The organism is Caballeronia sp. S22, assembly GCF_964261745.1.
Taxonomy (GTDB): Bacteria; Pseudomonadota; Gammaproteobacteria; order Burkholderiales; family Burkholderiaceae; genus Caballeronia; species Caballeronia jiangsuensis.
The window spans coordinates 2,038,734-2,061,597 of the sequence record NZ_OZ180035.1 but is presented as its reverse complement, the minus strand read 5'-3'; the positions used below and the strand labels follow the sequence as shown (position 1 = coordinate 2,061,597).

The window sequence follows — 22,864 nt, the reverse complement described above, 5'->3', positions numbered from 1 at the left end:
GCACGGATCTCGGCTGCGCATGGCGAAAGTTTTACGCGAGGTGTTGACACAAAAGATTCACAGTCGGCAAGGTCGGCCGAACGTATGCTTTGCACCGCTACGGTAAACGCGCGAGGCGATCATGCCGGATGTTGCATTTCCCCAGCAAGGCGGCGTTAGCGAACGCGCGCGCCGCACCAGTCTCCTCGTTTTCCTCTTCATTCTCATCGGCGGCGTCGGTTATGTCGGATTGCATCTGGCGACCGATCTCGAGTCCGTCCGGATGAGTTCCGCACTACCTTACTTTCTGCTTGGCGTCGCGCTTCTGATCGCGCTCGGATTCGAGTTCGTCAACGGCTTTCACGACACCGCCAACGCCGTCGCAACCGTCATCTATACGCACTCGCTGACACCGAATATCGCGGTGGTCTGGTCGGGTACGTGGAATTTCATCGGCGTGCTCGTTTCGAGCGGCGCGGTCGCGTTCGGCATCCTGCAACTGCTGCCCGTCGAACTGATTCTCCAGGTCGGCAGCAGCGCAGGCTTCGCGATGGTCTTCGCGCTGCTCATCGCCGCCATCATCTGGAATCTCGCGACGTGGTATTTCGGCCTGCCGTCGTCGAGCTCGCATACGCTGATCGGCTCGATCATCGGCGTGGGACTGATGAATCAACTGATGCGCGGGCCGAACGGCACGAGCGGTGTCGACTGGTCACAGGCCGCCGGTGTCGGCAAGTCGTTGCTGTTTTCGCCGATCGTCGGCTTCGTCTGCTCCGCGTTGCTGCTGCTCGCCCTGAAGGCGCTCGTGCGCGTGCCGGCGCTCTACAAGGAACCGAAGAAGAACCATCCGCCGCCATTCTGGATTCGCGCGTTGCTGATTCTGACGTGCACGGGCGTGTCGTTCGCGCACGGCTCGAACGACGGGCAAAAAGGCATGGGCCTCATCATGCTGATTCTGATCGGCACGGTGCCCACGGCTTACGCGCTCAACAAGGCGGTGAGTCCTTCGGAGACGCAGAGCTTCGTCGCCGTGGCGCACGAGGCATCCGCGACCTTCGCGAAGTATCTGAATAACGCGCCGCCTTCCTCCGATGCGCGCGAGGACACGCAGTCCTATGTCCGAACCCGCCAGCTTTCACCCGCGACCTTGCCCGCGGTGAAGCAACTGACCGATATCGTCGCGAACCAGGTCGGCGCGTCGGGATCGCTCGCAGCGGTGCCGAAGGATATGGTCGATAACGTGCGCAACAACATGTACCTCGTTTCCGAAGCGATCCGGCTGATGGAGAAGGCGAACACGCCCGCGTTCGCGCCCGAAGATCGCAGCGTGATCGACAACTACAGGAAGCAGCTCGATCACGCGACGAAGTTCATTCCGACGTGGGTGAAGGTCGCGGTAGCGATCGCGCTCGGTCTCGGCACGATGGTCGGCTGGAAGCGCATCGTCGTGACCGTGGGCGAGAAGATCGGCAAGCAGCATCTGACGTACGGGCAGGGCGCTTCGGCCGAACTGGTCGCGATGCTGACTATCGGCGCCGCCGATGCCTATGGCCTGCCGGTCTCGACGACGCATGTGTTGTCCTCGGGCGTCGCGGGGACGATGGCCGCCAACGGCTCGGGGCTGCAATGGAATACCGTGCGCAGCCTCGTGCTCGCATGGATATTGACCTTGCCGGCCTCGATCGCGCTGGCAGCCGCTCTCTACTGGGTCTTCCGAAATCTCTTCTGAGGCCCGGACGTTCAGGCGTTCGCGGGACGGCCGGTCTTGACCGTTTCGAGCGCCTTGATCGCTTCGACGAGACGCTTCTCGGGCGCGGCGTCGAGCATCGCGAGCGCGGCGCGCAGCAGTTCGCTCTTCTTCACGCGCACGCCGTTCTTCTGGCACTTTTCCTTGAGCGCGGCGATCTTCGCGTAGTCCGACTTGGGCATCGTGAAGCTGTCGCGCACGACCTTTTCCTTCTTCACGCGCCTGGTTTTCGCGTCTGCTCTGGGCCGGCTCTCGACGGTCTTCGCGGTCTTCTTCGCAACAGCGGCGGCTTCGACCGAAGGCGTCTTCGCGGCTGGTTTCTTCGCGGTCTTCTTCGTCGTGGCCGGAGCCGCCGCCTTCGCCCGGGTCTTCGGCGTCGCGGCCGCCTTGGCTTGCGTCTTCTTGGCCACCTTGTCGTCGGCCTTCGCGGGGGCCTCGGCCTTGTCGGCGGCGCCCTTCGGGAAATGGAACGCCTTCTTGGTCGGCGCCTTGACTTGCGGTGTGCTCATCCGTTCTCTCCTCGCGTGTGTGGAGAAAACAGTATATACGGTTTATGCTCGTGCGGGCCGTGCGCGCGTTTCCCTAACGCCCGTCGCATCGACGTGACAGGCGCGCGGCGCGCGAGTTATCTACACGTTTGTCCACTGAAACTGTGGACAAGCCTACTTGCCGTGACCATGCGCGTGATCGTGATCGTCGCGATCATGGTCATGCCGATCTGATCGGCAAGCCTTGTCGTCGCGGCCCTGTGCGCTGGGCAGACGTTGCGCGACATAGTCCGGCAGATCGGCGGCGTCGATCGCGAACACGAAGAACTGATTCGGATTGTCGATGCCGTTCGGATGATTCGAGTCCTTCACGGTGCCGACGAAGTCGTTGTCGTTGGCGATGAAAAGCGTGTGCTTGAGCACGCCGCCGACGCGCACGTCCGGCCCGAACGCGAGGCTTTCGAGCTTCGCGGGAATCTCCGTCGATGCGATGCCGTACGCGTTCAACACGCCGACGACGTCGAGAAAGAGCGTCTTCGCGAGCGCGTAGGGCGCAAGCCCGCTTTCGCCGCTCGTCTGACTCACGTCTTGCGCGCCGGCAATATCGACGCGATACACGCGCTTGATCTTCGCGGTCGAGTCGTCGCCGAGTCCCTTGCCGTCGCGTTCGTCGAGCAGAAGCTCGTGATCGTTCACCGCGACGATGTCGCTGATCGTCGGATAGTTGGGCGCATCCGCCGTGCCCATGTTGGTGAGCGGATACGCGTATTGCGTCGTCTTGCCCGTGCGCAGATCGATGCGCAGGATGCGCGTGTAGGCGCCGTTGGTGCCGCCGTCCTGCAGCAGCGGGCTTTGCATCACGCCGAAGAGCGTGTCGCCGTCAGGAGAGATCGCGAGGCCTTCCATGCCCTTGTTCGCGACGCGGCCCGACGTGTTCTCGCTGATCTCGTCGTTGCCGATCGGCGAGAGTGTCGTCACCGCGAACGACGCCGGCACGCGATAGGCCGCGATGCGCTCGCCCGTGCGCCGGTCGAATCGATAGATGTAGGGGCCGTACTCGTCGGAAATGAAGACGCTCGCGCCGTCGCGCGCCACGCGGATGCTTTCCGGATCGAAGCGCGCGTCGCGCGGATAGGTGGAGGGCTTCGTCGGCGTGAAGTTGTCCGAGCGGCCCGTGAAATAGTGCGTGTGATCCGACGCGTTCAGCGCGGGCGCGCCGTTGCCGACGTTTGCGGCAGCGCCGTCGCCATAGACGAGCGGTTCGCGCGCGTGGAGCAGCGTCGTATCGACGAGCTTCGGATCGAGCGTGTAAGGCAGCTTGCCGCCTTGCGCGCCGGCTTCGAGGCGCAGGATCAGCGTCTGGAAGCGATTGATGTACGACGCGGTGTCGTCGATGGCCTTGTTATAAGAGATCGCGTTGGGGCCGCGGTCGGGCACGGCGACGAACGTGTCGCAGCCGGCATACGCGAGGCCCGAGCCGAGTCCGCCGAGCAGATTGCCCGGCGCGCCGTTTTCGAGCGGGGCAGCCGTCGCTTTCGAGCGATCGGCGGCGTTGCCGCTCAACTGGCCGATCGCGATGAGATCGACGCCCGCCCACGCGGACGAACACGCGACAGTCAACGCGGACAACGCAAACGACAAGGCACATGCACGAGCGCGAACCATGAAGCTCTCCTTTCGATGGATGAAGCGAAGCGTGAGCGAGCCTAGCGGCCGAGTTCGCGCAGATAAGCCGTGCGGGACGCGAAGCCGGTGTTGGCGAAGTCGGTGAACACGCCGTCGACGCCGAGCCTGAAGAACTGCAGATATTCGCCCGCCGGATCGCCGTTATAGCTGGCCGCGAGATACTTCTTCTCGTTGCGGAACGTGAAGACGTGCACGAAAAGCCCGGCCTTGTGCGCATCGCTGATGACGCTGGTCGGGGTTTGCGTCGCCGCTTGCGGGGTCGAGCCGGTGAACGGCGTGCCGTCGGGATTGGTGGCGGGGAAGGGCGTGATCCTGAGCGGCACGATCTGCGGTTTCCACGGGCCGATGCCATCCGCGTAGGTCTTGATCTGCGCGAGTCCCGAAGGCGTGAGCATCGCGTCGAACCAGCGCGGGTCGCCGGCGACGGTCCAGTCGAACGGCCGGCTGTCGGTGATTTCGTTGTAGATCACCGCGCCGGTGCGGAAATCGATGTCGTAGCCGTCGATCAGTTGCACGACCTTCGTATTCAAGCCGTGCGTGCGCATGTATTGAAGACTGCCCGGCTCGAAGCTCTGCACGAACACGGGCGCGTTCCGGGTGTTGAGGCCGTTGTCGTTCAGAATCCTGATGAGCGCGTCTTCCAGCGGATGACTGCCCGGCGCGCCGCAGCCATTCGCGATCGCCTGGGCGTTGTTCCAGGTCGGGTTCTTCGTCTCGGGATACACGGCGATCGCGCGCCCGGTCGACGCGCTCTTCGCCTTCGCAATATCGACGATCTGCTGGAACGTGAGTATCGGAAACTTGCCGTTGAACTCGGTGGGGCGCTCGTTCGCGGCGTCGTAGGTCGTGCCGCCGAGGAGCGTGCCGAGTTCGGCGGCGGTGAAGTCGGTAATCGACCAGTCGCCCGTGTGATCCTCGCCATCGACGACCAGCGATTTCAGCACCGACCTCGGATCGGCCGGGTTTGTCAGGTCCGTGAGATACCGCGATGGTCCCGTGTCGGGCGTGGACTGCCACTTCACGTCGACGAGCACGCCGGGCACGGTGCGCTTTCTCGCCGCCACCGACGGGTTCGTCTTCGCCACATCGGCGATATTGGTGTTATCGGAGAGCCACGGATTGTGCCGCGCGACGAGCACGCAATCCTTCGAAAGATGCAGGTCTTCTTCGAGCGCGTCGGCGCCGCTATCGGCGGCGAGTTCGTAGGACGGCTGCGTTTCTTCGGGGCGCAGGCCCGGCAATCCACGATGGCCGATGACGAGCGGCATCTGACCGTCGAGCGTTGAGAACGCGGTGGGTGTTGCGGCTGCAGGCGGAGGGGTTGAAGCGCCGTCGCCGTGACAGGCCGCGAGCGCGAATGAAAAAGCGAGCGCGGCGCGCGCCGCGATGGAATGCCTACGATGCGTTCGTGCAAGCTTCATTTCGCTTCCTGTCTGCTTCGAATTGTCCCCGCGCATTATTACGAGCGGCGAGTGACGTTTGTATGACTAAGGAAGCGCCCCTTTAACTGTACGAACTATCGGCTGACTGTGGCGATTGCGGGTTACGAAAAAAACGCCGGCGCGCGGCCGGCGTCGTGGACGAAGCCGTGTGAGTTACTGCTTGATCGTTCCGGTAGATTGAGAACCTTGCGACTGATTCGGCGACATGCCTTGCTCGCGCTGCTGCATGAGCGTGCCGCTGCCGGACGTGCCGGACTGTACGCCGCCCTGAGAGGCATCGCCTGTTCGCGGAGCGGGCATCGGCTCGTTCTTGCCTGGCTGCATTTGCTGCTGGCGTTGCATCAACTGATCGCGCGACATTTCCTGCGAAAGTGCGACCGTGCTGGAGAGCGCGAGGAGCGCTCCGGCAATTATGATGGGGGTCTTCATGTTCGTCTCCTTGAAACCGGCGCAAGTCGCGCCGCTTACAGGGTTGTCAGCATCGATCGTGCCGCATTGATGCGAATTAGGACTGTCCTTATTTATGTCTGAAGCGACGATAAACGGTCGATAAACGGATAGCATATTCGGTAGGCGATCAAGAGCGCGACTATTACAATTCGCGATCCAAACAATCTCGAATTGCCTGAATCCGACTCAAAAGGGCTGAACGCCACGGAGTATTTCATGTCGATCTCACTGAACGATTTATTGGTATGGCGCGATCGTTCGCTCGAAGAGTCTGGCGAAGAAGCGCACATGCTGCAAGCACTAATTGCGCGCCGGGAAGCGGAGATGCGCGCGAGCATCGCGGATTTGATCGCGCTGGCCAGCCAGCGCGAAAACTGGAAACTGCAACGCTGTGCAACGATTGCGCGCCGCGTCGAGCAAGCGCCTGTGCAGCAACTCGAATCAATTCACGAATTTTTTCAGAATCGCGCCAATGAGACGCAGCGAGTCGAAACGCCTGCAGTTCTGTCCGACTTCTTCGCCGATGACCAACAGGAACAGGATGCTCCGCGCCCGCCGGCGGAGATGCCTCACGTGGCTAATATCAGCGTCGACGTGCCTGCGCCGATCGAAAATCTGCATGGCGTGATGCGCATGCTCGAATCGCGCGTCGCCAATACGCCGGGATACGCCTGCGGCGTACAGGGCATTAGAATCATGCGCATGGTTGCGCTGATGTCGAAAGCGCGCTCCGCCCAGATCGCGAAGATGAGAATCAGCGGGACACAAGCGTCTTATCGTCACTCCTGATGTTTCGATAATTTCAATCAGCGCGTTCTGATTTCGTCGCGTTATTTTTTTGAATCCGCTTACCGCAACGGCGATCTTTCGGGTCGGTTGAAACGTCGAACGTCTAGCCTATACTTGATTCGACAGCTTATTTGACCAAGAACCAATCGACGTCGTTCGTCATGCAGAATAATCGCGTTCTGCATTCAGGAAATTAGAATAACGTAAGTTGCGATCCTGTTTTCCGCAACGTCACTGCATGATCGCTGATACTGAACAAGGATCAGCCAGGGAGCCATCGTGAAAAGCCTGCTGAGCAGAAGAGGGAGCTTGCTCGACAATGCACCAACGTTTCTGCGCCAAAAAGCGCACAATCCGGTCCGTTTCGTCGAGCCTGAAATTCACGCGCAAGATGAACCGGAAGCCGACGAAGTCCCGGTAACGGCTTCTTCGACACGGGTAACGCCGCTGCGGCCCGCTGCGGTTCCGGTGCAGCAACCCTCCAAGCAAGGGCTGCAAGCCGCGCAACTCACAGAGGTCGATTGGCTCGTCCAGCAAGGCGTGCTCTCGACGTTTCGCACCTTTCAGAGCTTCGGCTATTCCGCAAGTCTGCTGTTCTATCCGCGCGATCTTGTCTACTACGCCGTCCTGTATCACGAGGGCGCGATCTGGCGCGTGCTCAAGGCCGGCGACATCAGTGCAGCCGAGCCGGCATTCCGACATTACGTCGAACAGGCGATGCGCCTCGCCGACGCCGAAATGCGGCGCGCGCATCTCGAGGCGCAGAACGAACAGTTTTCGCGTCTCATCGCGGAATCGGAGGCGCAGATCGAGCGCGTGCGTGTCGACCTCGGTCGAGGCAGTGATCAGGATCAGGAGGTTGCGCTGAAACAGCAGGAAGTACGCAAGGCACTGGCGCAACTGGAAGGGCGTCGCGCCGCCTCGCAGGCGCAACTGAGCAAACTGCGCCGCCAACTTCATCAGCTCGAATCGACAGTGAACGAGAGCGTGCCGCACTTGCCGTCCGTCCGATGAAGTCCACGTCGATTCGTCCGAAGAAAACTTTTCGATCTCGCGTAGAATCGCCCCTTCGGGCAGCTAGTCGATTTTTTCGGCATACTCCGCACCGATCTTCGCAATATATGTGCTGAGCCCGCGTCCGGCGCGGGCGAGCTGCTTCATTTCCTCGACCCGCGCGCGACCGGGCACGCGATAGTCATACAAGTATGTCCCGCCGCTGACAAAGCGCACCTTGATGCCATCGCGCAGGATGTCGAAGGCTTCGACCCCGGAGTTGCCGGCAAGATTTCGGTAGGGTTGCATGGTGCGTTCAAGCTCGAAAATGCGCAAACGATTGCGTGTTCGAAGCAGGCCTAAAGTTTTGTCGGCCGGGACCGTTAAGGGTGTCATGGATAAAGATCAATTCCCGTTCCTCGACTCGGACGACCCGCACTTTCAGCACGCACGCGCGCTGAGCCTTTCGGTCGGAGCGATCCGACGTGCGCAGGGCAAGTGCAGTCCGAACGACTTCCCGGTCGGCTCGCTCGAATGGCACTTCGCCATCGAGGATTTCGCGGGCGACGTCCTTCGCGCGCTGATGGGCGAAACGGAAAACACCGACGTTCAAGTCGGCGAGCGTCGTCGCGACTGATCGCTCGCACGCGCTTCGCCGCATCCCGGCCGCCGTTCGGCGGCAATTCCCTTTTGTTTATAGCTTCACGCCGCCCGCTTCGGGCGCATCCACGCCGCCTGGCGGGATCGCGCCGCTCGGGCTGACGTCGCTCGCGCGATCACTCGACCAGTAGGGCTCGCGTCCGTAATGCTGATGCACGGTGCTCGCCCAGACGCGGTCCGCCATTGACGGCCACGAATCCTTGTCGAAGCCCGGCGAGTTGCGCACCTGTTCGGCGGTCGCGTCGAGTCTGAAGCAGCGGTTGTCGGTATCGAGCGTGAGCGCGCTCCACGGCACGGCCAGCAGCTTATCGCCGATGCCGAGAAAGCCGCCGCTCGACAGCACTGCATACGCGACGCGTCCGCTCGTCACGTCGAGCATGATTTCCTTCAGCGAGCCGACGTCATGGCCGTCGCTGCTCATCACCGAATTACCGTCGAGCGTGCTCGCCGCCATGACATCGGGTCCTGGGCCCGCGGCCGTCGCCGCGCCCTTGCCAACGATCTTCGCGCCTGCCGAAGACGGCTCCGTCGATTCAATCATGATCCGCTCCCTGACTGGTTGTGGGGATGCGTTTCAATCAGCAACGGTCATACCATGACGCGTCACGGACGTCTGCTAAGCTCGGGATTCGTTCAATCCCGTCGACACCCATGATTGCTTTCGAGGAACTGCTTGCCGTTGCGTACAAGAGGGAGCGTGTGCTGAGCCGCCGGCTTGCCAAAGGCGCGGCGATTTCCGAACATGTGGCGCTCGTCAGGACTCTGGAAAAAGCGGCGGCAGGGCAATCCTTGCGCGATCTGGTCGATGCGCGCCGCGCCGCGCAAACCCGACACGCCGACGTGCTGCGTTCGCGCGAAAGCCGGCGCGCCGAACGCGCGAATCGCACGAGGCGCAATACCGAGATCGACACCCACGGATGGCGCGGCTGGTTCGACGGCTCCGCGCTGCCGAATCCGGGCCGGCTCGGGATCGGCGGCGTGCTGATCGGGCCGCTGGGAGAAACCGTCGAGATCAGCGTCACCGCGGGCATGGGCGACAGCAGTGCGGCGGAATATCTCGCGCTCATCGCCGTGCTCGAGGCGGCGGAGCGCGCAGGCGCCACGGATGCGGTGATTTATGGCGACAGCCGCGTCGTGATCGATGACGCCGGCGCGCTGGATGGCGCAGGCATCCGCTCACTCGCGCATCATGCCGCGCGCGTCCGTGCGCTCATTGCGCGGATCGGTGATGTACGGCTGCAATGGATCCCGCGTGCGCGCAATGTCCGCGCGGACGCCCTGTCGCGTGGGGCGTTCGATTCTGCGCGCGCGACGGTCGAAGCGGCCTGACGCGGCGCGCGCGAGCCATAAGGCATTCATAAGCCGCTGGCTTCAATAATCCCTGCAGTCACTTCAAATCGCGGACGTCCGCCGTCGGCGTGTCGCCGAATGCATCGCTCAACAGATAATCGACGACCTTTTGCGCCGACTGTTCGGGCGTTGCGAGTTGGCCATCGCGTTTGAGCGCGTCGAAGCGTTCACGCAACGGAAAGCGTTCGAGTTCCGTACCGCGGATTTCGGCCTGCATCTCGGTATCTACGACGCCCGGCGCGACGCTGCAGATGCGCAGCGCGCGATCGCCGTCGAGCGCGACCGCGCGCGCGTGATGATCGAGCGCCGCCTTGGTCGCGCAGTAGATGCTCCAGCCGGGATAGGCGTTGCGTGCGGCGCCGCTGGAAATATGGGCGATGCGCGTATCCGTCGCCGGCGCGGTCGCCTGGACCACCGCCGCCGCGAGCATCAGCGGGGCGGCGACGTTCACGCTGACCGCCCGCGCGACGGCAGCCGGTTCCTGAACCGCGAGACTGCCGACCGGCGCCAGCATCCCGGCATTGTTCACGAGCAGCACGCGCGCCGTACCGGAAACGAAACCCGACAAGGCTTCGCCCGACAGCCATTCGGTGAGCTTCGTCAGATCGGCGAGATCCAGTTCGATTTCGTGCAAGCGGCCGGGATAGCGCGCGGCGAGTTCGTCGTTGCGCTTTCGGGAGATCGCGAGCACGTCGACGCCTTGCGCGAGCAGAAGCTCCGCGAGCGCGGCGCCGAGTCCGCGGGTGTGGCCAGTGAGGACGGCGCGAGTCTGATGGGACATGAGCGTGATCGGGTTGGCTGAAGTCGTCCCGATTCTACGGCCAAGCGTGGCCGCGTGTCGGCTACGCCCAGTCTTGACGATCGCGCAACATGAAAACGTGCGGAAAACGGTCGTTCGTTGGTTCCAGGACACAGCAGCGAGCGGCGGCCTTTTTCTGACTGACAAACGGCTTCACAAAATTGACAATCTTCTTCAAACAAGAACCGCCGGAGCCTTCCATGCCGAACCGCGCCAAAGCGTCCCGAGCTGTGCCGTCGATTTCCGGGGCCGGCCATGCCGTCGCGCCCGACACGTGTTCGCTGACGTTTTCGATGGCGGTATGCGCGACGCTCATCGGCTTGCCGGCGGCAGCCTGGGCGCAGAGTTCGGTACAGCTCTACGGCGAGCTCGACACCGGCCTTGCCTACACCAGCAACGTGGGCGGCCATTCGCAATATCGGCTGACGAGCGGCACCGTCGATGGCAGCTACTGGGGTTTGCAGGGCTCGGAGGATCTGGGCGGCGGCGCGCGCGCGATCTTTCGACTCGAGCGCGGCTTGTCGGTCGCGACGGGCGAAGGGCTCAACGATCATCCGGTGTATGTCGGCATCGGCTCGGATACGCTCGGGACGGTTACTTTCGGCCGCCAGTACGATTCGATTCACGATTATTTTCAGACCTTCACGCTCACCGGCAACACGGGCGGCACCGCGTTCGCGCACGTGCTGGACAACGACAACGCCAACAACTCGTTCCTTGCCTCGAACTCCGTCAAGTACACCAGCGCGAACTACGGCGGCTTCAGTTTCGGCGGCCTCTACGCGTTCTCCAACGAAGCGGGCGCGTTTGCGGACAACCGCGCGTACAGCGTCGGGGCGAACTATGCGGCCGGCTCGTTCAATGCCGGCGCGGCCTACCTGCATAACAACGGGCGCGGCAACACGACGGGCGGCGCCTACGACTCGCTCGCGCTTCCCGGCTCGGGCAATACGGTCTTCAACGCGAACGTGCAGCAGCAGAACACGTTCGGCGTCGGCGTGAGCTACGAGCTCGGCGAATTCACCCTCGGCGGCGCGTTTTCCCGCGCGATCAACTCCGGCGTCACCGACGCCGATAGCGGCAACCTCCTGCCGTCGCTCGCGCTCAACAACTACGAGATCAACGGCATCTACAAGCTGACGCCGGCCATCCAGTTGTCGGGGATGTACGTGTACACGAACGGCGGCGGCGCGCACTGGCACGAGGGCGCGCTGCAGGTCGACTATCTGCTGTCCAAGCGCACGGACGTGTATCTCGAATCGATCTATCAGCGCGCGTCGGCGGGCGCGCCGGCGGTGATCAACACCAACGATCCGTCGAGCGGCCGCAATCAACTGATGCTGGGCACGGGCATCCGTCATCGTTTCTGAGACTGTTGAGGCCGTCGCGCGCGTGCTAACTTAGCGGTCTACTTTCCGCTGGCCAGCAGGTGTCACATGTCGCTCCAGACCTTCTCGATTTTTCTGCCCGCGTGCTTCGCCATCAACATGGCTTTCGGGCCGAACAACGTTCTGTCGCTGTCGAACGGCGCGCGCGATGGCGTGCGCGCGTCGGTGCTGGCGTCGTCGGGACGGATCGTCGCGTTCGCGATCATGATCGCCATCGCGGGACTGGGGCTCGGCGCGCTGCTGCTGGCGTCGCAGACGCTGTTCACTGCGATCAAGCTGGCCGGCGCGGCTTATCTCGTCTGGATCGGCGTGAAACTGATTCGCTCGGGCCCGTCGCTCGTCATCGAGGAGGAGGGCGTGGCGCGCGGCCCCGTGAGCCTCGCACGGCTCACCAAACAGGAATTCTGGGTCGCCGCCGGAAATCCGAAGGCGATACTCGTGTTCACGGCATTCTTTCCGCAATTCGTCGACCGTGGCGCGTACGCGACCAGCTTCGCGATTCTCGGGGCGACTTTCCTGCTGCTCGAACTGGTGGCGATCGTCATTTATGCCGCATTGGGCGCGCACCTGCGTTCGCTCTCGCGCGGCGCGCGCGGCTTCACCTGGTTCAATCGCGTGAGCGGGGCGCTCATGATCGGGTTCGGCGTCATGCTGGCTTTTGTCCGCCGGCCTGCGACCTGAACCGGGGAATATCGACATTGCGTTAATCGCGAGGATTACTACATTGAGTCATGGGGAATGACGGCGCATTAAGTCTTTAGGGCTATCCCCGAGTGACCCGAAATACAAATAACAACAAAATGCGGCAATCGCGAATCGCAATAAGCTTGCGATTCGCTTAATTCAACTGACACGCACGGAAGCGATCCTTCTGCGCGTTCGAATCCTCAACGATCGCATTCTCGCCATACGCGAGATTTCGGTCAGGAAAATGGAAGTTCAATGAAAGTTCAAAGCTCTGCACGCCCGGCGATGCCGCGTCGCGCGTCTGTCTCCCGCTCCTTCTCCGATAACGCTTTCCGCCGCATCTGTTGACCGCAAGCAGGATTTTCGCTGCAATTTGCGATAATCACGTGCTTCGCCCACGGATAATCGCACGCGCGTAATCCGCGCTAATCGCTCGTTTCGTCATTGCTTGCGTCCGGCATCTTGAATCGCGCCGATTCGCTTATCGTTGTCTGAAGGATCTTCTCCGATGCTTAATCACTCGTCCGGCACCTCGCAGACGCGCTCGTTCACGACCGTCTTTCTCATCGAAATGTGGGAACGCTTTGGCTATTACGGGATGGCCGCGCTGCTCGTCCTGTTCATGGTCGACAAAATCGGTTTCGCCGATGACCACGCCAACCTGACCTGGGGCGCATTCACGGCGCTCGTGTTTTCGGCGCCGTCGATCGGCGGCTGGATCGGCGACAAGGTGCTCGGCACGCGCCGCACCATGACCGCCGGCGCGATCGTGCTCGCGCTCGGCTATCTGATGCTCGCGCTGCCTGTCGACACGCTCGGATTCATGTACGCGTCGCTCGGTGTGATCGTCGTCGGCAACGGGCTTTTCAAATCGAATGCGGCGAATCTCGTGCGCCGCATCTACGAGGGCGACGACGCGCGCATCGACAGCGCGTTCACGATCTACTACATGGCGGTGAATATCGGCTCGACCATCTCGATGCTGGCGACGCCTTGGATCAAGGATCACTGGGGCTGGCACGCCGCGTTCGCCGTGTGCTGCGGCGGCATGGTGCTTGGCTTGCTCAATTTCGCGTTGATGCGCCGCACGCTTGCGCACATCGGCTCCGCTCCGGACGATGCGCCCATTTGCTGGAAGCACGCATTTACGGTGGCGGCGGGCGGCATCGCGCTTGCCGCCTCGACCGTGTTCATCCTGCAGCACAAGGCGGTGGCCGTCGCGTGCGTTTATGCGGCGGGCGTCGCGATTCTCGCGATTTTCGGCTACATGCTCACGAAATGCGACCGCAGCGAGCGCGCCGGCCTACTCGCCGCGCTGATCCTGACGCTCCAGGTCATCCTGTTCTTCGTGTTCTATCAGCAGATGTCGACGTCGCTCACGCTGTTCGCGCTGCGCAACGTCGATCCGTCGTTCTCGATCGGCGGCGCGGCGCTGTTCACGTGGAGCGCGGCGCAGTTCCAGGCGCTCAACCCGATCTGGATCATGCTGCTGAGCCCGATCCTCGCGTTCGTCTACACGCGACAGGCACGCCGCGGCCGCGATATTCCCGTGGCGGCGAAGTACGCGCTGGGCTTCGTCGTCGTGGCGATCGGCTTCTTCGTCTTCGGTCTGAGCGGACGGTACGCGGTGGAAGGGCGTGTGTCTTCGTGGTTCATGGTGGCGGGCTACGGCCTTTATTCGCTCGGCGAACTACTCGTGTCGGGTCTCGGCCTCGCGATGATCGCGCGTTACGTTCCGGTCCGCATGAGCGGCTTCATGATGGGCGCATATTTCGTCGCGACGGGCGTGTCGCAGTATCTCGGCAGCGTCGTGGCCAACTTCGCGCGCATGCCGTCCGGGAATCTCGAGCCGCTGCAATCGCTGCCGCTTTACACGCATCTGTTTTTCGGGCTCGGCTGGCTGGCGGCGGCCGGTGCGGCGATTGCGATGGCGCTTCTGCCCGTGCTCGGCAAACTGTCGCGAGCGCATCAGCGCGCGGTGGACCAGGCTGTAAATGTCGGCGCGAAGGAGCGCACACAGCCGGCGACGAGGTTGAGTACAAACAACGTTTGACTTCGACGAATACTTCGGTCTATAATCTAATTCTTCAGACGCGGGGTGGAGCAGTCTGGCAGCTCGTCGGGCTCATAACCCGAAGGTCGTAGGTTCAAATCCTACCCCCGCAACCAAATCTTCAAGCAAAGAGCCCGGTTAATCCGGGCTCTTTGCTTTTCTGCGCGCGCTTTCTTCGCTTCTTCTTTATATCGACAGGGCGAGCCCAATCTCTCAGTCAGAAAAACGCCTCACCAAGCACGAAAAGCCTGCATGAGCTTTCACTCATGCAGGCTTTGTGCGATCTTGCCAACTCGTATCGATTGGGGCGCAACTCAAAGTGCGCAAATCCGCGAGCTTTCACGCGACCTGCGCGCGAAACCGCGACCCGATCGATCTCAGGCTGCGATGCCGGTCCTCTCAGGACGGACGAGGGCGCGATGCCCTGCGTCGCTCAATAGAATTTCTTCGGCAGTTGCGCGCGACGGATCTGCTTGCGCAGACGAGCGACAGCAGCAGCTTTCTTGCGCTTGCGCTCGGTGGTCGGCTTTTCATAGGCCATGCGCGACTTGAGCTCTTGAATCAGGCCCGTGCGTTCGACGGTACGGCGAAAACGACGCATGGCGACGTCGAAAGGCTCGTTCTCTTTCAACAGTACTTTAGTCATTGAAATCTCGGTTGATCTGGCCCTGCCAGAATTTAGGGCAAAACGCAATTGTACACTTTTTGAGAGTCGGCCTGCACGCACTTTGTACGAAATCCCGTACACGCGGACTCGGGAATCACATCGTAGGTCGTTGAATCGAGACGACAATCCCGAAATACCCGGGTTCAGAAGCCGCGCGAACGGACAGGCCGCGAATCGGGCGCGGCCTCGCGTGCGTCGGGCTGGTCGATGGTCACGTCCGATCGAGCGAGCGCGACGCAGGGCAAAATCCATCCCTCGGTCTTTTCCTCGGCGGTGAGTCCCGGCCACTCGATGCGATACGCGATCTCGCCATCGACGAGCCGGCACATGCACGCGCGGCAGGTGCCGTTGCGACACGATCGCGGCAGCGACAGCCCCGCCTGCAACGCTGCTTCGAGGAGCGTGACGCCGTCGCTAATCGCGACGAAGTGCCCGGCCGGCTCGATGACCATCGCGAAGGCGCGCGGCGCGTCGTCGCTCACGCTTTCACCTCGACAGCCGCGCGGCCATGGGTGAGATCGCGCAGTTCGGCGGCGGCGGGCTCGCGCGCCACGGCAGGCATGCGCACCACCAGGCGCACGCTCATCCCGTATTCGCTTTGCACGAGTTCGGCGTCGTGCTGCTCGATCCAGCGGCGCACGCGCGCTTCGTCGGCGTAGTCGATTTCGATGCCGATCAACCCGCGCTCGATGCGCTCGATGCGCTCGGCCAGTTGCATCGCGCTGGCGATCGCGTCGGTATAGGCGCGCACGAGCCCGCCCGCGCCCAGCTTGATGCCGCCGTAGTAGCGCACGACGGCGGCCAGCACGCCATCGACTTCGTGATGGCGCAGCACTTCGAGAATCGGCCGGCCGGCGGTGCCGGAGGGCTCGCCGTCGTCCGACATGCCCGACTGACCGCCCGCGAGCAGCGCCCAGCAGACGTGCGTCGCAGCCGGATGCTCGGCGCGCAGCCGTTCGAGCTCGCGCATGGCTTCATCGCGGTTCACGACGGGCAGCGCGAGCGCGATGAAGCGGCTCTTGCGGATGTCGATTTCGGCGCTGACGGGAGAGGCGAGGGTGTACGTTGGCAAAGCGAGAATGCGCGGAAAGGCAAATGTCGAATCATAGCCGCTCGGCGCGCCCGCTTATGCGGCGGCGTCCGAGGCCGTGTTCAGCGCGCGCTGCATCAGCACCGTATCGACCCATCGTCCGTGCTTGAAGCCGACATCGCGCAGCACGCCGACATGCTCGAAGCCGAGCCGCGCGTGCAGCGCGATCGATCCGGCGTTGCCGCTGTTGCCGATCACCGCGATCATCTGCCGCCACGGTCCGCGTTCGCATCGCTCGATGAGCGCCGTGAGCAGCGCGAAGCCGATGCCGCTGCGGCCGAAACCCTCGGCGACATAGACCGAATCTTCGATCGTATGGCGGTAAGCCGAGCGCGGCCGGAAAGCCGACGCATATGCATAGCCCGCCAGCCGGCCATCGAGTTCGGCGACGAGATAGGGCAAGCCCGCCGCCGCGATCGCCGCGTGACGCGCGCGCATGTCGTCGACGGACGGGGCGATCTCCTCGAAAGTCGCGAGCGCGTGTTCGACGTAGTGCGAATAGATGCGCGCGATGGCGTCGAAGTCCCCGGGCGCGGCGTCGCGCACGAGCGGACGCGGGCAATCGTGTGAGTTCATAGTTGTCGTTCGATGCAAGGAAAATCGCCGTTTCTGGTCTGGCCATTTTCGCACGGCGCACGGTCCGCAAAAAAAGGGCTCGCGGGCCGTGCGGAAGCCCACTAAAGGGGCGAGTTTTCGGGCAAAGAAACGTTGAATCGGGTGATGCGCGGCCCCTACACTAGGTCGTTTGTCCGAGACTCTCGCAAGAGCGGCGCAACACGAGCCGACGTAGTCGAGCAGGGAACGAAAAACGCGCGCGCGACGTGCCTCGCGCCGCGGTCCATAACACGCAATGAACAAAATTCAACGTGGTGCGCTGGCGGCGCTTCTGATCGTCATCGTGGTAATCGCGGCGCTTGCGCCGGCGGGGATCGGTTTTCTGTTCGCGCAGCGCAGCCAGCGGCATGACGAGGCCGAGCGCCTCAACACGGTCGCGCGAGCCGCGCTCCATCGTGCCGAAGACGTGACGCGACGTCTATCGGGCGCGCTCGGGGAGATCGGCAAGGTGGCGGCGACGCCATGCTCGCCGCCGTATCTGAAGGAGCTGCGGCGCATCGCGCTCACGCACGAACAGGTGCGCGACGCGGGCGCCTACGATCACGATGGCCGCTGGCAATGCTCATCGTTGCTCGGCGCGGTGTCGGCGGGCGTGCTCGATGGCCTCACGCTGCCGCCCCCCGACTGGCGCTCGCGCGACGGAATCATGGCGTGGTACGGCCTGTCGCGTCTGCCGGGCGGCAAGTCTTCGCTCGTGATGGGCCGAAACGGCTTCTACGTCGCCGCCGATCCTTCGCTTTACGTCGACACGCTCGATGCCAACGACGAAGTCGCGAGCGGCGTCGCCGTCATCAACACGGAAGTGAGCCGCGTGATCGCGACCACGCCCGCCACCGACGCCAACGCCATCCTCGCCGTCTATCGCACCGCGCCGCCCGCGCGCGACTGCTCGCCGTATGTCGTGCGCCGTTCGGTGTCGATGCCGCTCGCCGTCGTCGTGAGCGCGCCGCATCAGACGCTGCATCAGCGCCTGCGCACGCTGCCCTGGGGCTGGCTGCTCGGCGGCGTCGTAGTGGGGCTCGCGTGCGCGAGCTGGGCGGCGTTCTTCATCGTGCGCCGGCTGTCTCCGCGCGGCCAGTTGACCGACGCGGTGCGGCGGCATCAGTTCATCGTCGCGTATCAGCCGATCGTCGATCTCGGCACGCGACGCTGCGTCGGCGCCGAAGCGCTCGTGCGCTGGAAGTATCACGATCGCATCGTGCGGCCCGATCATTTCATCCCGCTCGCGGAACATCGCGGGCTGATCCAGGCGATCACCGATCAGGTGCTCGACACGATCCTGCTTGAACTCGGCGATTTTCTTAAGCGCTACCCGGAGTACTACGTCTCGGTGAATCTTTCCGCGCAGGATCTCACGACGCATCGTTTTCTCGACGTGCTCGGCCCGGCGATCGCGCAACAGGGCGTGCGGCCGTCGCAAATCCGCATCGAGGCGACCGAGCGCAGCTTTCTCGACGCCGAAGCCGCCAAGGAAGTCATCAGCGCGTTCCGGGACGCGGGCCACGCCGTCTATCTCGACGATTTCGGCACCGGTTATTCGAGCCTTTCGCATCTGCAGAACTTTCGCATCGACGGCCTGAAGATCGACAAGTCCTTCGTCGATACCGTCGGACAGGATGCGGCGTCGAGCAGCGTCGCGTCGCATATCATCGACATGGCCACGACGCTCGACGTTCAGGTAATCGCCGAAGGCATCGAGCACGAGGAGCAGGCCGCGTATCTGTACGCGCGCGGCGCGCAGTTCGGGCAGGGCTGGCTCTTTTCCGCGCCGCTTTCCGCCGCGGAATTCATCCGTTACGCGGGCAGGACGCGCGGCGCTTGATCGATACCGAATCGTCCTCACATTAGTCGTTTCCAGACGAGGCACGACCATGAACGACCAGACAGCCACCGCTTTCCTGCGCGACGTGCGGCATCCGCTGCTCGCGCTTCATCGCAGCGTGCTCGCGCATCTGCGCGCGCGCCACGAAGCCGAGTTCGGGCCGGTGTCGCCGGGCGAATTCCTGCAGATCGTGATCAACGGTTCGGCGTATCGCTGGCTCGCGCCGCTGTCGACGCTGATCGCGGCCATCGACGACGTGCTCGACGACGACGAGGCCACCGCCGACGCGCGCATCGCGCACGCGAAGGCGGTCGCCGACATGTTCAGCGCCGGGACGCGCGATCCCGTTTTCGCGGAGCAGTTCCTGCCCTTGCTGCAGGACAGCCCGGAGATCGCCGTGGCGAACGGGCAGGTCGCGCAGCACGTGCGGAGCGTCGCGCGCGCGTGAAACGCCGGCGCGCGGGCTATCGAAAATGCGACCTGAAAAACGCAAGTTTCGTCCGCCGCGCGTATGCGGGTTTTCCTGTCTGTCGCGCGCGGGCAGCGTTGCGCGGCGGGCGCATGAGCGCGCCGCCGCTCACGCCGTCCTGATGCTGCGTCGCAGCAAACACACTTCCTCATCATTGAGCGATTGATCTTCGCTTGCGAGTATCGCCGCCATCGCCGGAGCGTGTCTTTCGAAGCGCGCTCCGTCTCTTTCCGATCAACACGAAAGACGTTGGAGGCGACACTTGAACCTGTACGGCTTCGGCCCGGTCCTTTGGGCGGGCGCTAAAGAAACGCTCGCGCTCGCGGTGCTGTCTCTCGCGGTATCGGTGCTGCTCGGCCTGGCCGGCGCATCGGCGAAACTCTCGCGTCACGCGCCGTTGCGCGGCATCGCGACCGCATACACGACGCTCATCCGCTCGGTGCCCGATCTCGTGCTGATGCTGCTGCTTTTCTACAGCATCCAGATCGCGGTGAACAATCTGACCGATGCCTTCGGCTGGGATCAGTTCGACATCGATCCGTTCACGGCCGGCGTGCTCACGCTCGGTTTCATCTACGGCGCGTACTTCACCGAAACCTTTCGCGGCGCCTTTCTCGCGGTGCCGCGCGGCCAACTGGAAGCGGGCAGCGCATACGGCATGAGCGGCATGCGCGTGTTCGGCCGCATCCTCTTTCCGCAGATGATGCGCTTCGCGCTGCCGGGCATCGGCAACAACTGGCAGGTGCTCGTGAAGGCGACGGCGCTCGTGTCGATCATCGGTCTCGCCGACGTCGTGAAGGCCGCGCAGGACGCGGGCAAGAGCACGTTCAACATGTTCTTCTTCATCCTGATCGCGGCGCTGATCTATCTCGCGATCACGAGCGCGTCGAATCTCGTGCTGATGGCGCTTGAGCGCCGCTATTCGATCGGCGTGCGGCACGCCGAACTCTGACCTACGCCAGCGAGCGACAAGCCATGATCCAGATCTTCGCCGAATACTGGCGTCCGTTTTTGTACTCCGACGGCATGCGCGCGTCGGGCCTCGTCGTCACCTTGTGGCTGCTCGCGGCCTCGATCGTGCTCGGCTTTTGCGCGGCGGTGCCGCTCGCCTGCGCGCGCGTGTCGCGCAATCGCTGGCTCTCGACGCCCGTGCGCATTTACACGTATGTGTTTCGCGGCACGCCGCTCTATGTGCAACTGCTGCTGCTCTACACGGGCATGTACAGCCTGGAATTCGTGCGCACGCAATCCCTGCTCGAAGCGTTCTTTCGCAGCGGCTTCAATTGCGCCATTCTCGCGTTCGCACTGAACACCTGCGCCTACACGACCGAAATCTTCGCCGGCGCGATCCGCGCGATTCCCCACGGCGAAGTGGAAGCCGCGCGCGCCTACGGCATGAGCACGTTCACGATGTATCGCCGCGTGATCCTGCCGTCGGCGCTGCGCCGCGCCTTGCCTTTGTACAGCAACGAAGTGATCCTGATGCTGCACGCGACGACCGTCGCCTTCACCGCGACCGTGCCGGATATCCTCAAGGTCGCGCGCGATGCGAATTCGGCCACCTATCAATCGTTCGAGTCGTTCGGCATCGCGGCGCTCCTGTACGTGGCGATCTCGTTCGCGCTCGTCGCGGCTTTCCGGCGCGCGGAGCAGCACTGGCTCGCGTATCTGCGGCCGGCGGGCGCGGCGCGCCCGGCACGGCGCGCCTGAGCGGTAGAATTCGAACCCATGCATCAGTCCCTGTCATCACCCGAGGAGAAAGCGTTGGAGCCAACCGCCAAAGACGTCGCGACCAAGCTCGTCGCCGAGGACATTCACAAGCGCTACGGCGACAACGAAGTGTTGAAGGGCGTCTCGCTCGCCGCCCGCGCGGGCGATGTGATCAGCATCATCGGCGCGAGCGGCTCGGGCAAGAGCACGTTTTTGCGCTGCATCAACTTTCTGGAGCGGCCGAACGCGGGGCAGATCATCGTCGATGGTGAAACGGTGCGCACGAAGGCCGACCGCGCGGGCAATCTCGAAGTCGCGGATCACAAGCAGTTGCAGCGCGTGCGCACCAAGCTCGCGATGGTGTTCCAGCATTTCAATCTCTGGTCGCACATGACGGCCATCGAGAACGTGATGGAAGCGCCGATGCACGTGCTCGGCGTGTCGAAGAAGGAAGCAGAAGACCGCGCACGCACGTATCTGGAAAAAGTGGGCTTGCCGCCGCGCGTCGAGAAGCAGTATCCGTCGCATTTGTCGGGCGGTCAGCAGCAGCGCGTCGCGATTGCGCGCGCGCTCGCGATGCACCCCGACGTCATGCTCTTCGACGAACCCACGTCCGCGCTCGATCCCGAACTCGTCGGCGAAGTGCTGAAGGTGATGCAGAAGCTCGCCGAGGAAGGCCGCACGATGATCGTCGTCACGCACGAGATGGGCTTCGCGCGCAACGTGTCGAATCACGTGATGTTCCTGCATCAGGGGCGCACGGAAGAAGAGGGCGCGCCCGCGGAAGTGCTGAGCGCGCCGAAAAGCGAGCGTCTGCGCCAGTTCCTGTCGGGCAGCCTGAAATAACGTGGCAGGCGCGCCGCTGCAGGTTGCGATCGTCGCGCTCCCGCCGATGTCGATGAGCGGCATCGGCCCGATCATCGACACACTTTCTCTCGCCAACGAGATCGACGGCCATCGTCTCTACGAATGGCGCATCTGTTCCTGGGACGGCCGGCCCGTGCCGCTTTCGGGCGGCGCGCAACTTCCGGCCGATTGCGCGTTCAACGACGCGGTGCGCTGCGACTGGCTCATCGTCGTGTCGGAGCGCTATCAGCAGTTCGCCGACTACCGGCTCTTTCTCGCGAGCCTCGCGCGCGTCGCGCCGCGCACGCCGCTCGTCACCGGCATCCATCACGGCGTGTGGTGGCTCGCGATGGCCGGCCAGCTCGCGCAATATCGCGTCGCGGTGAACTGGGAGACGTATCAGCAATTCACCGAGCAGTTCGAACGCGCGATCGTCAGCCAGCAGATTTTCGAAATCGACCGCGATCGCGCCACGTGTTCCGGCGGCCAGGCGAGCATCGACTTCATGCTCGCGATGATCGCGCGCGATCACGGCCCGGATCTCGCGGAGCGCATCGCGGATTCGCTCGGCATCGGCACCTTGCGCGCGGGCACCGAGCGTCAGCGCATTCCGTTCGTCACCGCGCCCGGCGAGCGTCATCCGCGCCTGAACGATGCATTGCAACTGATGGAAGCGAACATCGAAGATCCGCTCGCCACCGATGAAATCGCGAATCTCGTCGGCATTTCGCGACGGCAACTGGAGCGGCTCTTTCGCCAGTATCTCGGCGCGATGCCGTCGAAGTATTACCTCAACCTGCGCCTGACGAAAGCGCGCACGCAGTTGCAGCGCACGAGCAAATCGGTGGTGCAGATCAGCCTCGCGTGCGGGTTTTCATCGGCGGCGCACTTTTCCAATGCGTATCGCGACCGCTTCGGCGTGACGCCGCGCGAGGAGCGCCGCAACTGGATCGAAAAGCAGCGCGGCGGCGCCATCGACGAGCCGCGTGGCGGCGCGCTGATCGAGCCGCCCGAACCCGCCTGAAAAGCAGCGAAAAAGCCCATCGAAGCATGTCGCGAACGCGCAAGACGGAACGCGCGCGATTGCCTAATATCGAACCTGACTGCCAAGAACCGGTGCACAACACCGATGCA

The 22,864-nt window shown here is 63.3% G+C and carries 25 protein-coding genes and 1 tRNA gene; 15 read left to right on the top strand and 11 right to left on the bottom strand.

Annotation, left to right across the window (positions count from 1 at the left end):
- Positions 1-121 precede the first annotated feature (121 nt).
- The gene (locus tag ACEN42_RS09730; protein ID WP_238288011.1) at positions 122-1,708 is read left to right on the top strand and encodes an inorganic phosphate transporter; all 1,587 of its coding nucleotides are present in this window, start codon (positions 122-124) and stop codon (positions 1,706-1,708) included.
- Between the two features lie 11 nt (positions 1,709-1,719).
- On the opposite strand, the gene ACEN42_RS09725 is transcribed toward ACEN42_RS09730, so the two are convergent.
- From ACEN42_RS09725 to ACEN42_RS09710, 4 genes are all read right to left on the bottom strand, one after another.
- Positions 1,720-2,235, bottom strand: a complete 516-nt coding sequence (locus ACEN42_RS09725; RefSeq protein WP_371879810.1) for a hypothetical protein — start codon at positions 2,233-2,235, stop codon at positions 1,720-1,722.
- A 153-nt stretch (positions 2,236-2,388) separates the two neighbouring features.
- A complete protein-coding gene (locus tag ACEN42_RS09720) occupies positions 2,389-3,879 on the bottom strand; it encodes an esterase-like activity of phytase family protein (protein ID WP_371879809.1) in 1,491 nt (496 codons plus the stop codon).
- Positions 3,880-3,920: 41 nt separating this feature from the next.
- Positions 3,921-5,321: a glycerophosphodiester phosphodiesterase family protein gene (locus ACEN42_RS09715; protein WP_371879808.1), complete on the bottom strand. Its 1,401-nt coding sequence runs from the start codon at positions 5,319-5,321 to the stop codon at positions 3,921-3,923.
- Positions 5,322-5,495: 174 nt separating this feature from the next.
- The gene (locus ACEN42_RS09710) at positions 5,496-5,771 is read right to left on the bottom strand and encodes a hypothetical protein (protein WP_371879807.1); all 276 of its coding nucleotides are present in this window, start codon (positions 5,769-5,771) and stop codon (positions 5,496-5,498) included.
- A 192-nt stretch (positions 5,772-5,963) separates the two neighbouring features.
- Here ACEN42_RS09710 and ACEN42_RS09705 point away from each other — a divergent pair, with 192 nt between their 5' ends.
- Together ACEN42_RS09705 and ACEN42_RS09700 are read left to right on the top strand one after the other, a co-directional pair.
- Positions 5,964-6,581 carry a hypothetical protein gene (locus ACEN42_RS09705; RefSeq protein ID WP_371879806.1) on the top strand — a complete coding sequence of 206 codons (618 nt, stop codon included), beginning with the start codon at positions 5,964-5,966 and terminating at the stop codon, positions 6,579-6,581.
- A 309-nt stretch (positions 6,582-6,890) separates the two neighbouring features.
- Entirely contained in the window at positions 6,891-7,595 is a 705-nt protein-coding gene (locus tag ACEN42_RS09700) for a DUF2968 domain-containing protein (RefSeq protein WP_371879805.1), read from the top strand.
- 63 nt (positions 7,596-7,658) lie between these two features.
- On the opposite strand, the gene ACEN42_RS09695 is transcribed toward ACEN42_RS09700, so the two are convergent.
- Positions 7,659-7,970 carry a hypothetical protein gene (locus ACEN42_RS09695; protein ID WP_371879804.1) on the bottom strand — a complete coding sequence of 104 codons (312 nt, stop codon included), beginning with the start codon at positions 7,968-7,970 and terminating at the stop codon, positions 7,659-7,661.
- Between ACEN42_RS09695 and ACEN42_RS09690 the strand changes: the two genes are divergently transcribed.
- Positions 7,969-8,211 (top strand): hypothetical protein, encoded by a 243-nt coding sequence (locus tag ACEN42_RS09690; RefSeq protein WP_035503355.1) that lies wholly within the window; start codon positions 7,969-7,971, stop codon positions 8,209-8,211. The two genes, ACEN42_RS09695 and ACEN42_RS09690, sit on opposite strands and share 2 nt — an antisense overlap.
- Before the next feature lie 57 nt (positions 8,212-8,268).
- On the opposite strand, the gene ACEN42_RS09685 is transcribed toward ACEN42_RS09690, so the two are convergent.
- The gene (locus ACEN42_RS09685; RefSeq protein ID WP_238210340.1) at positions 8,269-8,775 is read right to left on the bottom strand and encodes a PRC-barrel domain-containing protein; all 507 of its coding nucleotides are present in this window, start codon (positions 8,773-8,775) and stop codon (positions 8,269-8,271) included.
- 110 nt (positions 8,776-8,885) lie between these two features.
- On the opposite strand from ACEN42_RS09685, the gene ACEN42_RS09680 reads away from it, so the two are divergent.
- On the top strand, positions 8,886-9,563 hold the full coding sequence (locus ACEN42_RS09680) for a ribonuclease HI family protein (RefSeq protein WP_371879803.1): 678 nt from the start codon (positions 8,886-8,888) through the stop codon (positions 9,561-9,563).
- Between the two features lie 58 nt (positions 9,564-9,621).
- Here ACEN42_RS09680 and ACEN42_RS09675 read toward each other — a convergent pair whose 3' ends face one another.
- Positions 9,622-10,365, bottom strand: coding sequence for an SDR family oxidoreductase (locus ACEN42_RS09675; protein ID WP_371879802.1), 744 nt, complete (start codon positions 10,363-10,365; stop codon positions 9,622-9,624).
- 311 nt (positions 10,366-10,676) lie between these two features.
- Between ACEN42_RS09675 and ACEN42_RS09670 the strand changes: the two genes are divergently transcribed.
- From ACEN42_RS09670 to ACEN42_RS09655, 4 genes are all read left to right on the top strand, one after another.
- Positions 10,677-11,753: a porin gene (locus ACEN42_RS09670; protein WP_371881104.1), complete on the top strand. Its 1,077-nt coding sequence runs from the start codon at positions 10,677-10,679 to the stop codon at positions 11,751-11,753.
- A 66-nt stretch (positions 11,754-11,819) separates the two neighbouring features.
- On the top strand, positions 11,820-12,452 hold the full coding sequence (locus ACEN42_RS09665) for a LysE family translocator (RefSeq protein WP_371879801.1): 633 nt from the start codon (positions 11,820-11,822) through the stop codon (positions 12,450-12,452).
- Between the two features lie 514 nt (positions 12,453-12,966).
- On the top strand, positions 12,967-14,511 hold the full coding sequence (locus ACEN42_RS09660) for a peptide MFS transporter (RefSeq protein WP_371879800.1): 1,545 nt from the start codon (positions 12,967-12,969) through the stop codon (positions 14,509-14,511).
- Positions 14,512-14,550: 39 nt separating this feature from the next.
- Positions 14,551-14,627: transfer RNA gene (locus tag ACEN42_RS09655), tRNA-Met, on the top strand.
- A gap of 317 nt (positions 14,628-14,944) precedes the next feature.
- Here ACEN42_RS09655 and rpsU read toward each other — a convergent pair.
- The 4 genes from rpsU to ACEN42_RS09635 form a co-directional block, all read right to left on the bottom strand.
- Positions 14,945-15,157, bottom strand: a complete 213-nt coding sequence (gene rpsU / locus ACEN42_RS09650; RefSeq protein ID WP_006999077.1) for a 30S ribosomal protein S21 — start codon at positions 15,155-15,157, stop codon at positions 14,945-14,947.
- Between the two features lie 164 nt (positions 15,158-15,321).
- A complete protein-coding gene (locus ACEN42_RS09645) occupies positions 15,322-15,630 on the bottom strand; it encodes a 2Fe-2S iron-sulfur cluster-binding protein (protein ID WP_371881103.1) in 309 nt (102 codons plus the stop codon).
- A gap of 26 nt (positions 15,631-15,656) precedes the next feature.
- Complete coding sequence (locus tag ACEN42_RS09640; RefSeq protein WP_371879799.1) at positions 15,657-16,250, bottom strand: YigZ family protein; 594 nt, start codon at positions 16,248-16,250, stop codon at positions 15,657-15,659.
- A gap of 54 nt (positions 16,251-16,304) precedes the next feature.
- The gene (locus tag ACEN42_RS09635; RefSeq protein ID WP_371879798.1) at positions 16,305-16,844 is read right to left on the bottom strand and encodes an N-acetyltransferase family protein; all 540 of its coding nucleotides are present in this window, start codon (positions 16,842-16,844) and stop codon (positions 16,305-16,307) included.
- A 274-nt stretch (positions 16,845-17,118) separates the two neighbouring features.
- Here ACEN42_RS09635 and ACEN42_RS09630 point away from each other — a divergent pair, with 274 nt between their 5' ends.
- From ACEN42_RS09630 to ACEN42_RS09605, 6 genes are all read left to right on the top strand, one after another.
- A complete protein-coding gene (locus tag ACEN42_RS09630; RefSeq protein WP_371879797.1) occupies positions 17,119-18,705 on the top strand; it encodes an EAL domain-containing protein in 1,587 nt (528 codons plus the stop codon).
- 49 nt (positions 18,706-18,754) lie between these two features.
- Positions 18,755-19,153 (top strand): hypothetical protein, encoded by a 399-nt coding sequence (locus ACEN42_RS09625; protein ID WP_187604989.1) that lies wholly within the window; start codon positions 18,755-18,757, stop codon positions 19,151-19,153.
- A gap of 283 nt (positions 19,154-19,436) precedes the next feature.
- Positions 19,437-20,126 carry an ABC transporter permease gene (locus tag ACEN42_RS09620; RefSeq protein ID WP_035503373.1) on the top strand — a complete coding sequence of 230 codons (690 nt, stop codon included), beginning with the start codon at positions 19,437-19,439 and terminating at the stop codon, positions 20,124-20,126.
- Positions 20,127-20,149: 23 nt separating this feature from the next.
- A complete protein-coding gene (locus tag ACEN42_RS09615) occupies positions 20,150-20,884 on the top strand; it encodes an ABC transporter permease (RefSeq protein ID WP_035503375.1) in 735 nt (244 codons plus the stop codon).
- A gap of 18 nt (positions 20,885-20,902) precedes the next feature.
- Positions 20,903-21,730, top strand: a complete 828-nt coding sequence (locus ACEN42_RS09610) for an ABC transporter ATP-binding protein (protein WP_238210350.1) — start codon at positions 20,903-20,905, stop codon at positions 21,728-21,730.
- Positions 21,731-21,776: 46 nt separating this feature from the next.
- Positions 21,777-22,754, top strand: coding sequence for a GlxA family transcriptional regulator (locus ACEN42_RS09605; protein ID WP_238288238.1), 978 nt, complete (start codon positions 21,777-21,779; stop codon positions 22,752-22,754).
- The last annotated feature ends 110 nt before the right edge of the window (positions 22,755-22,864 follow it).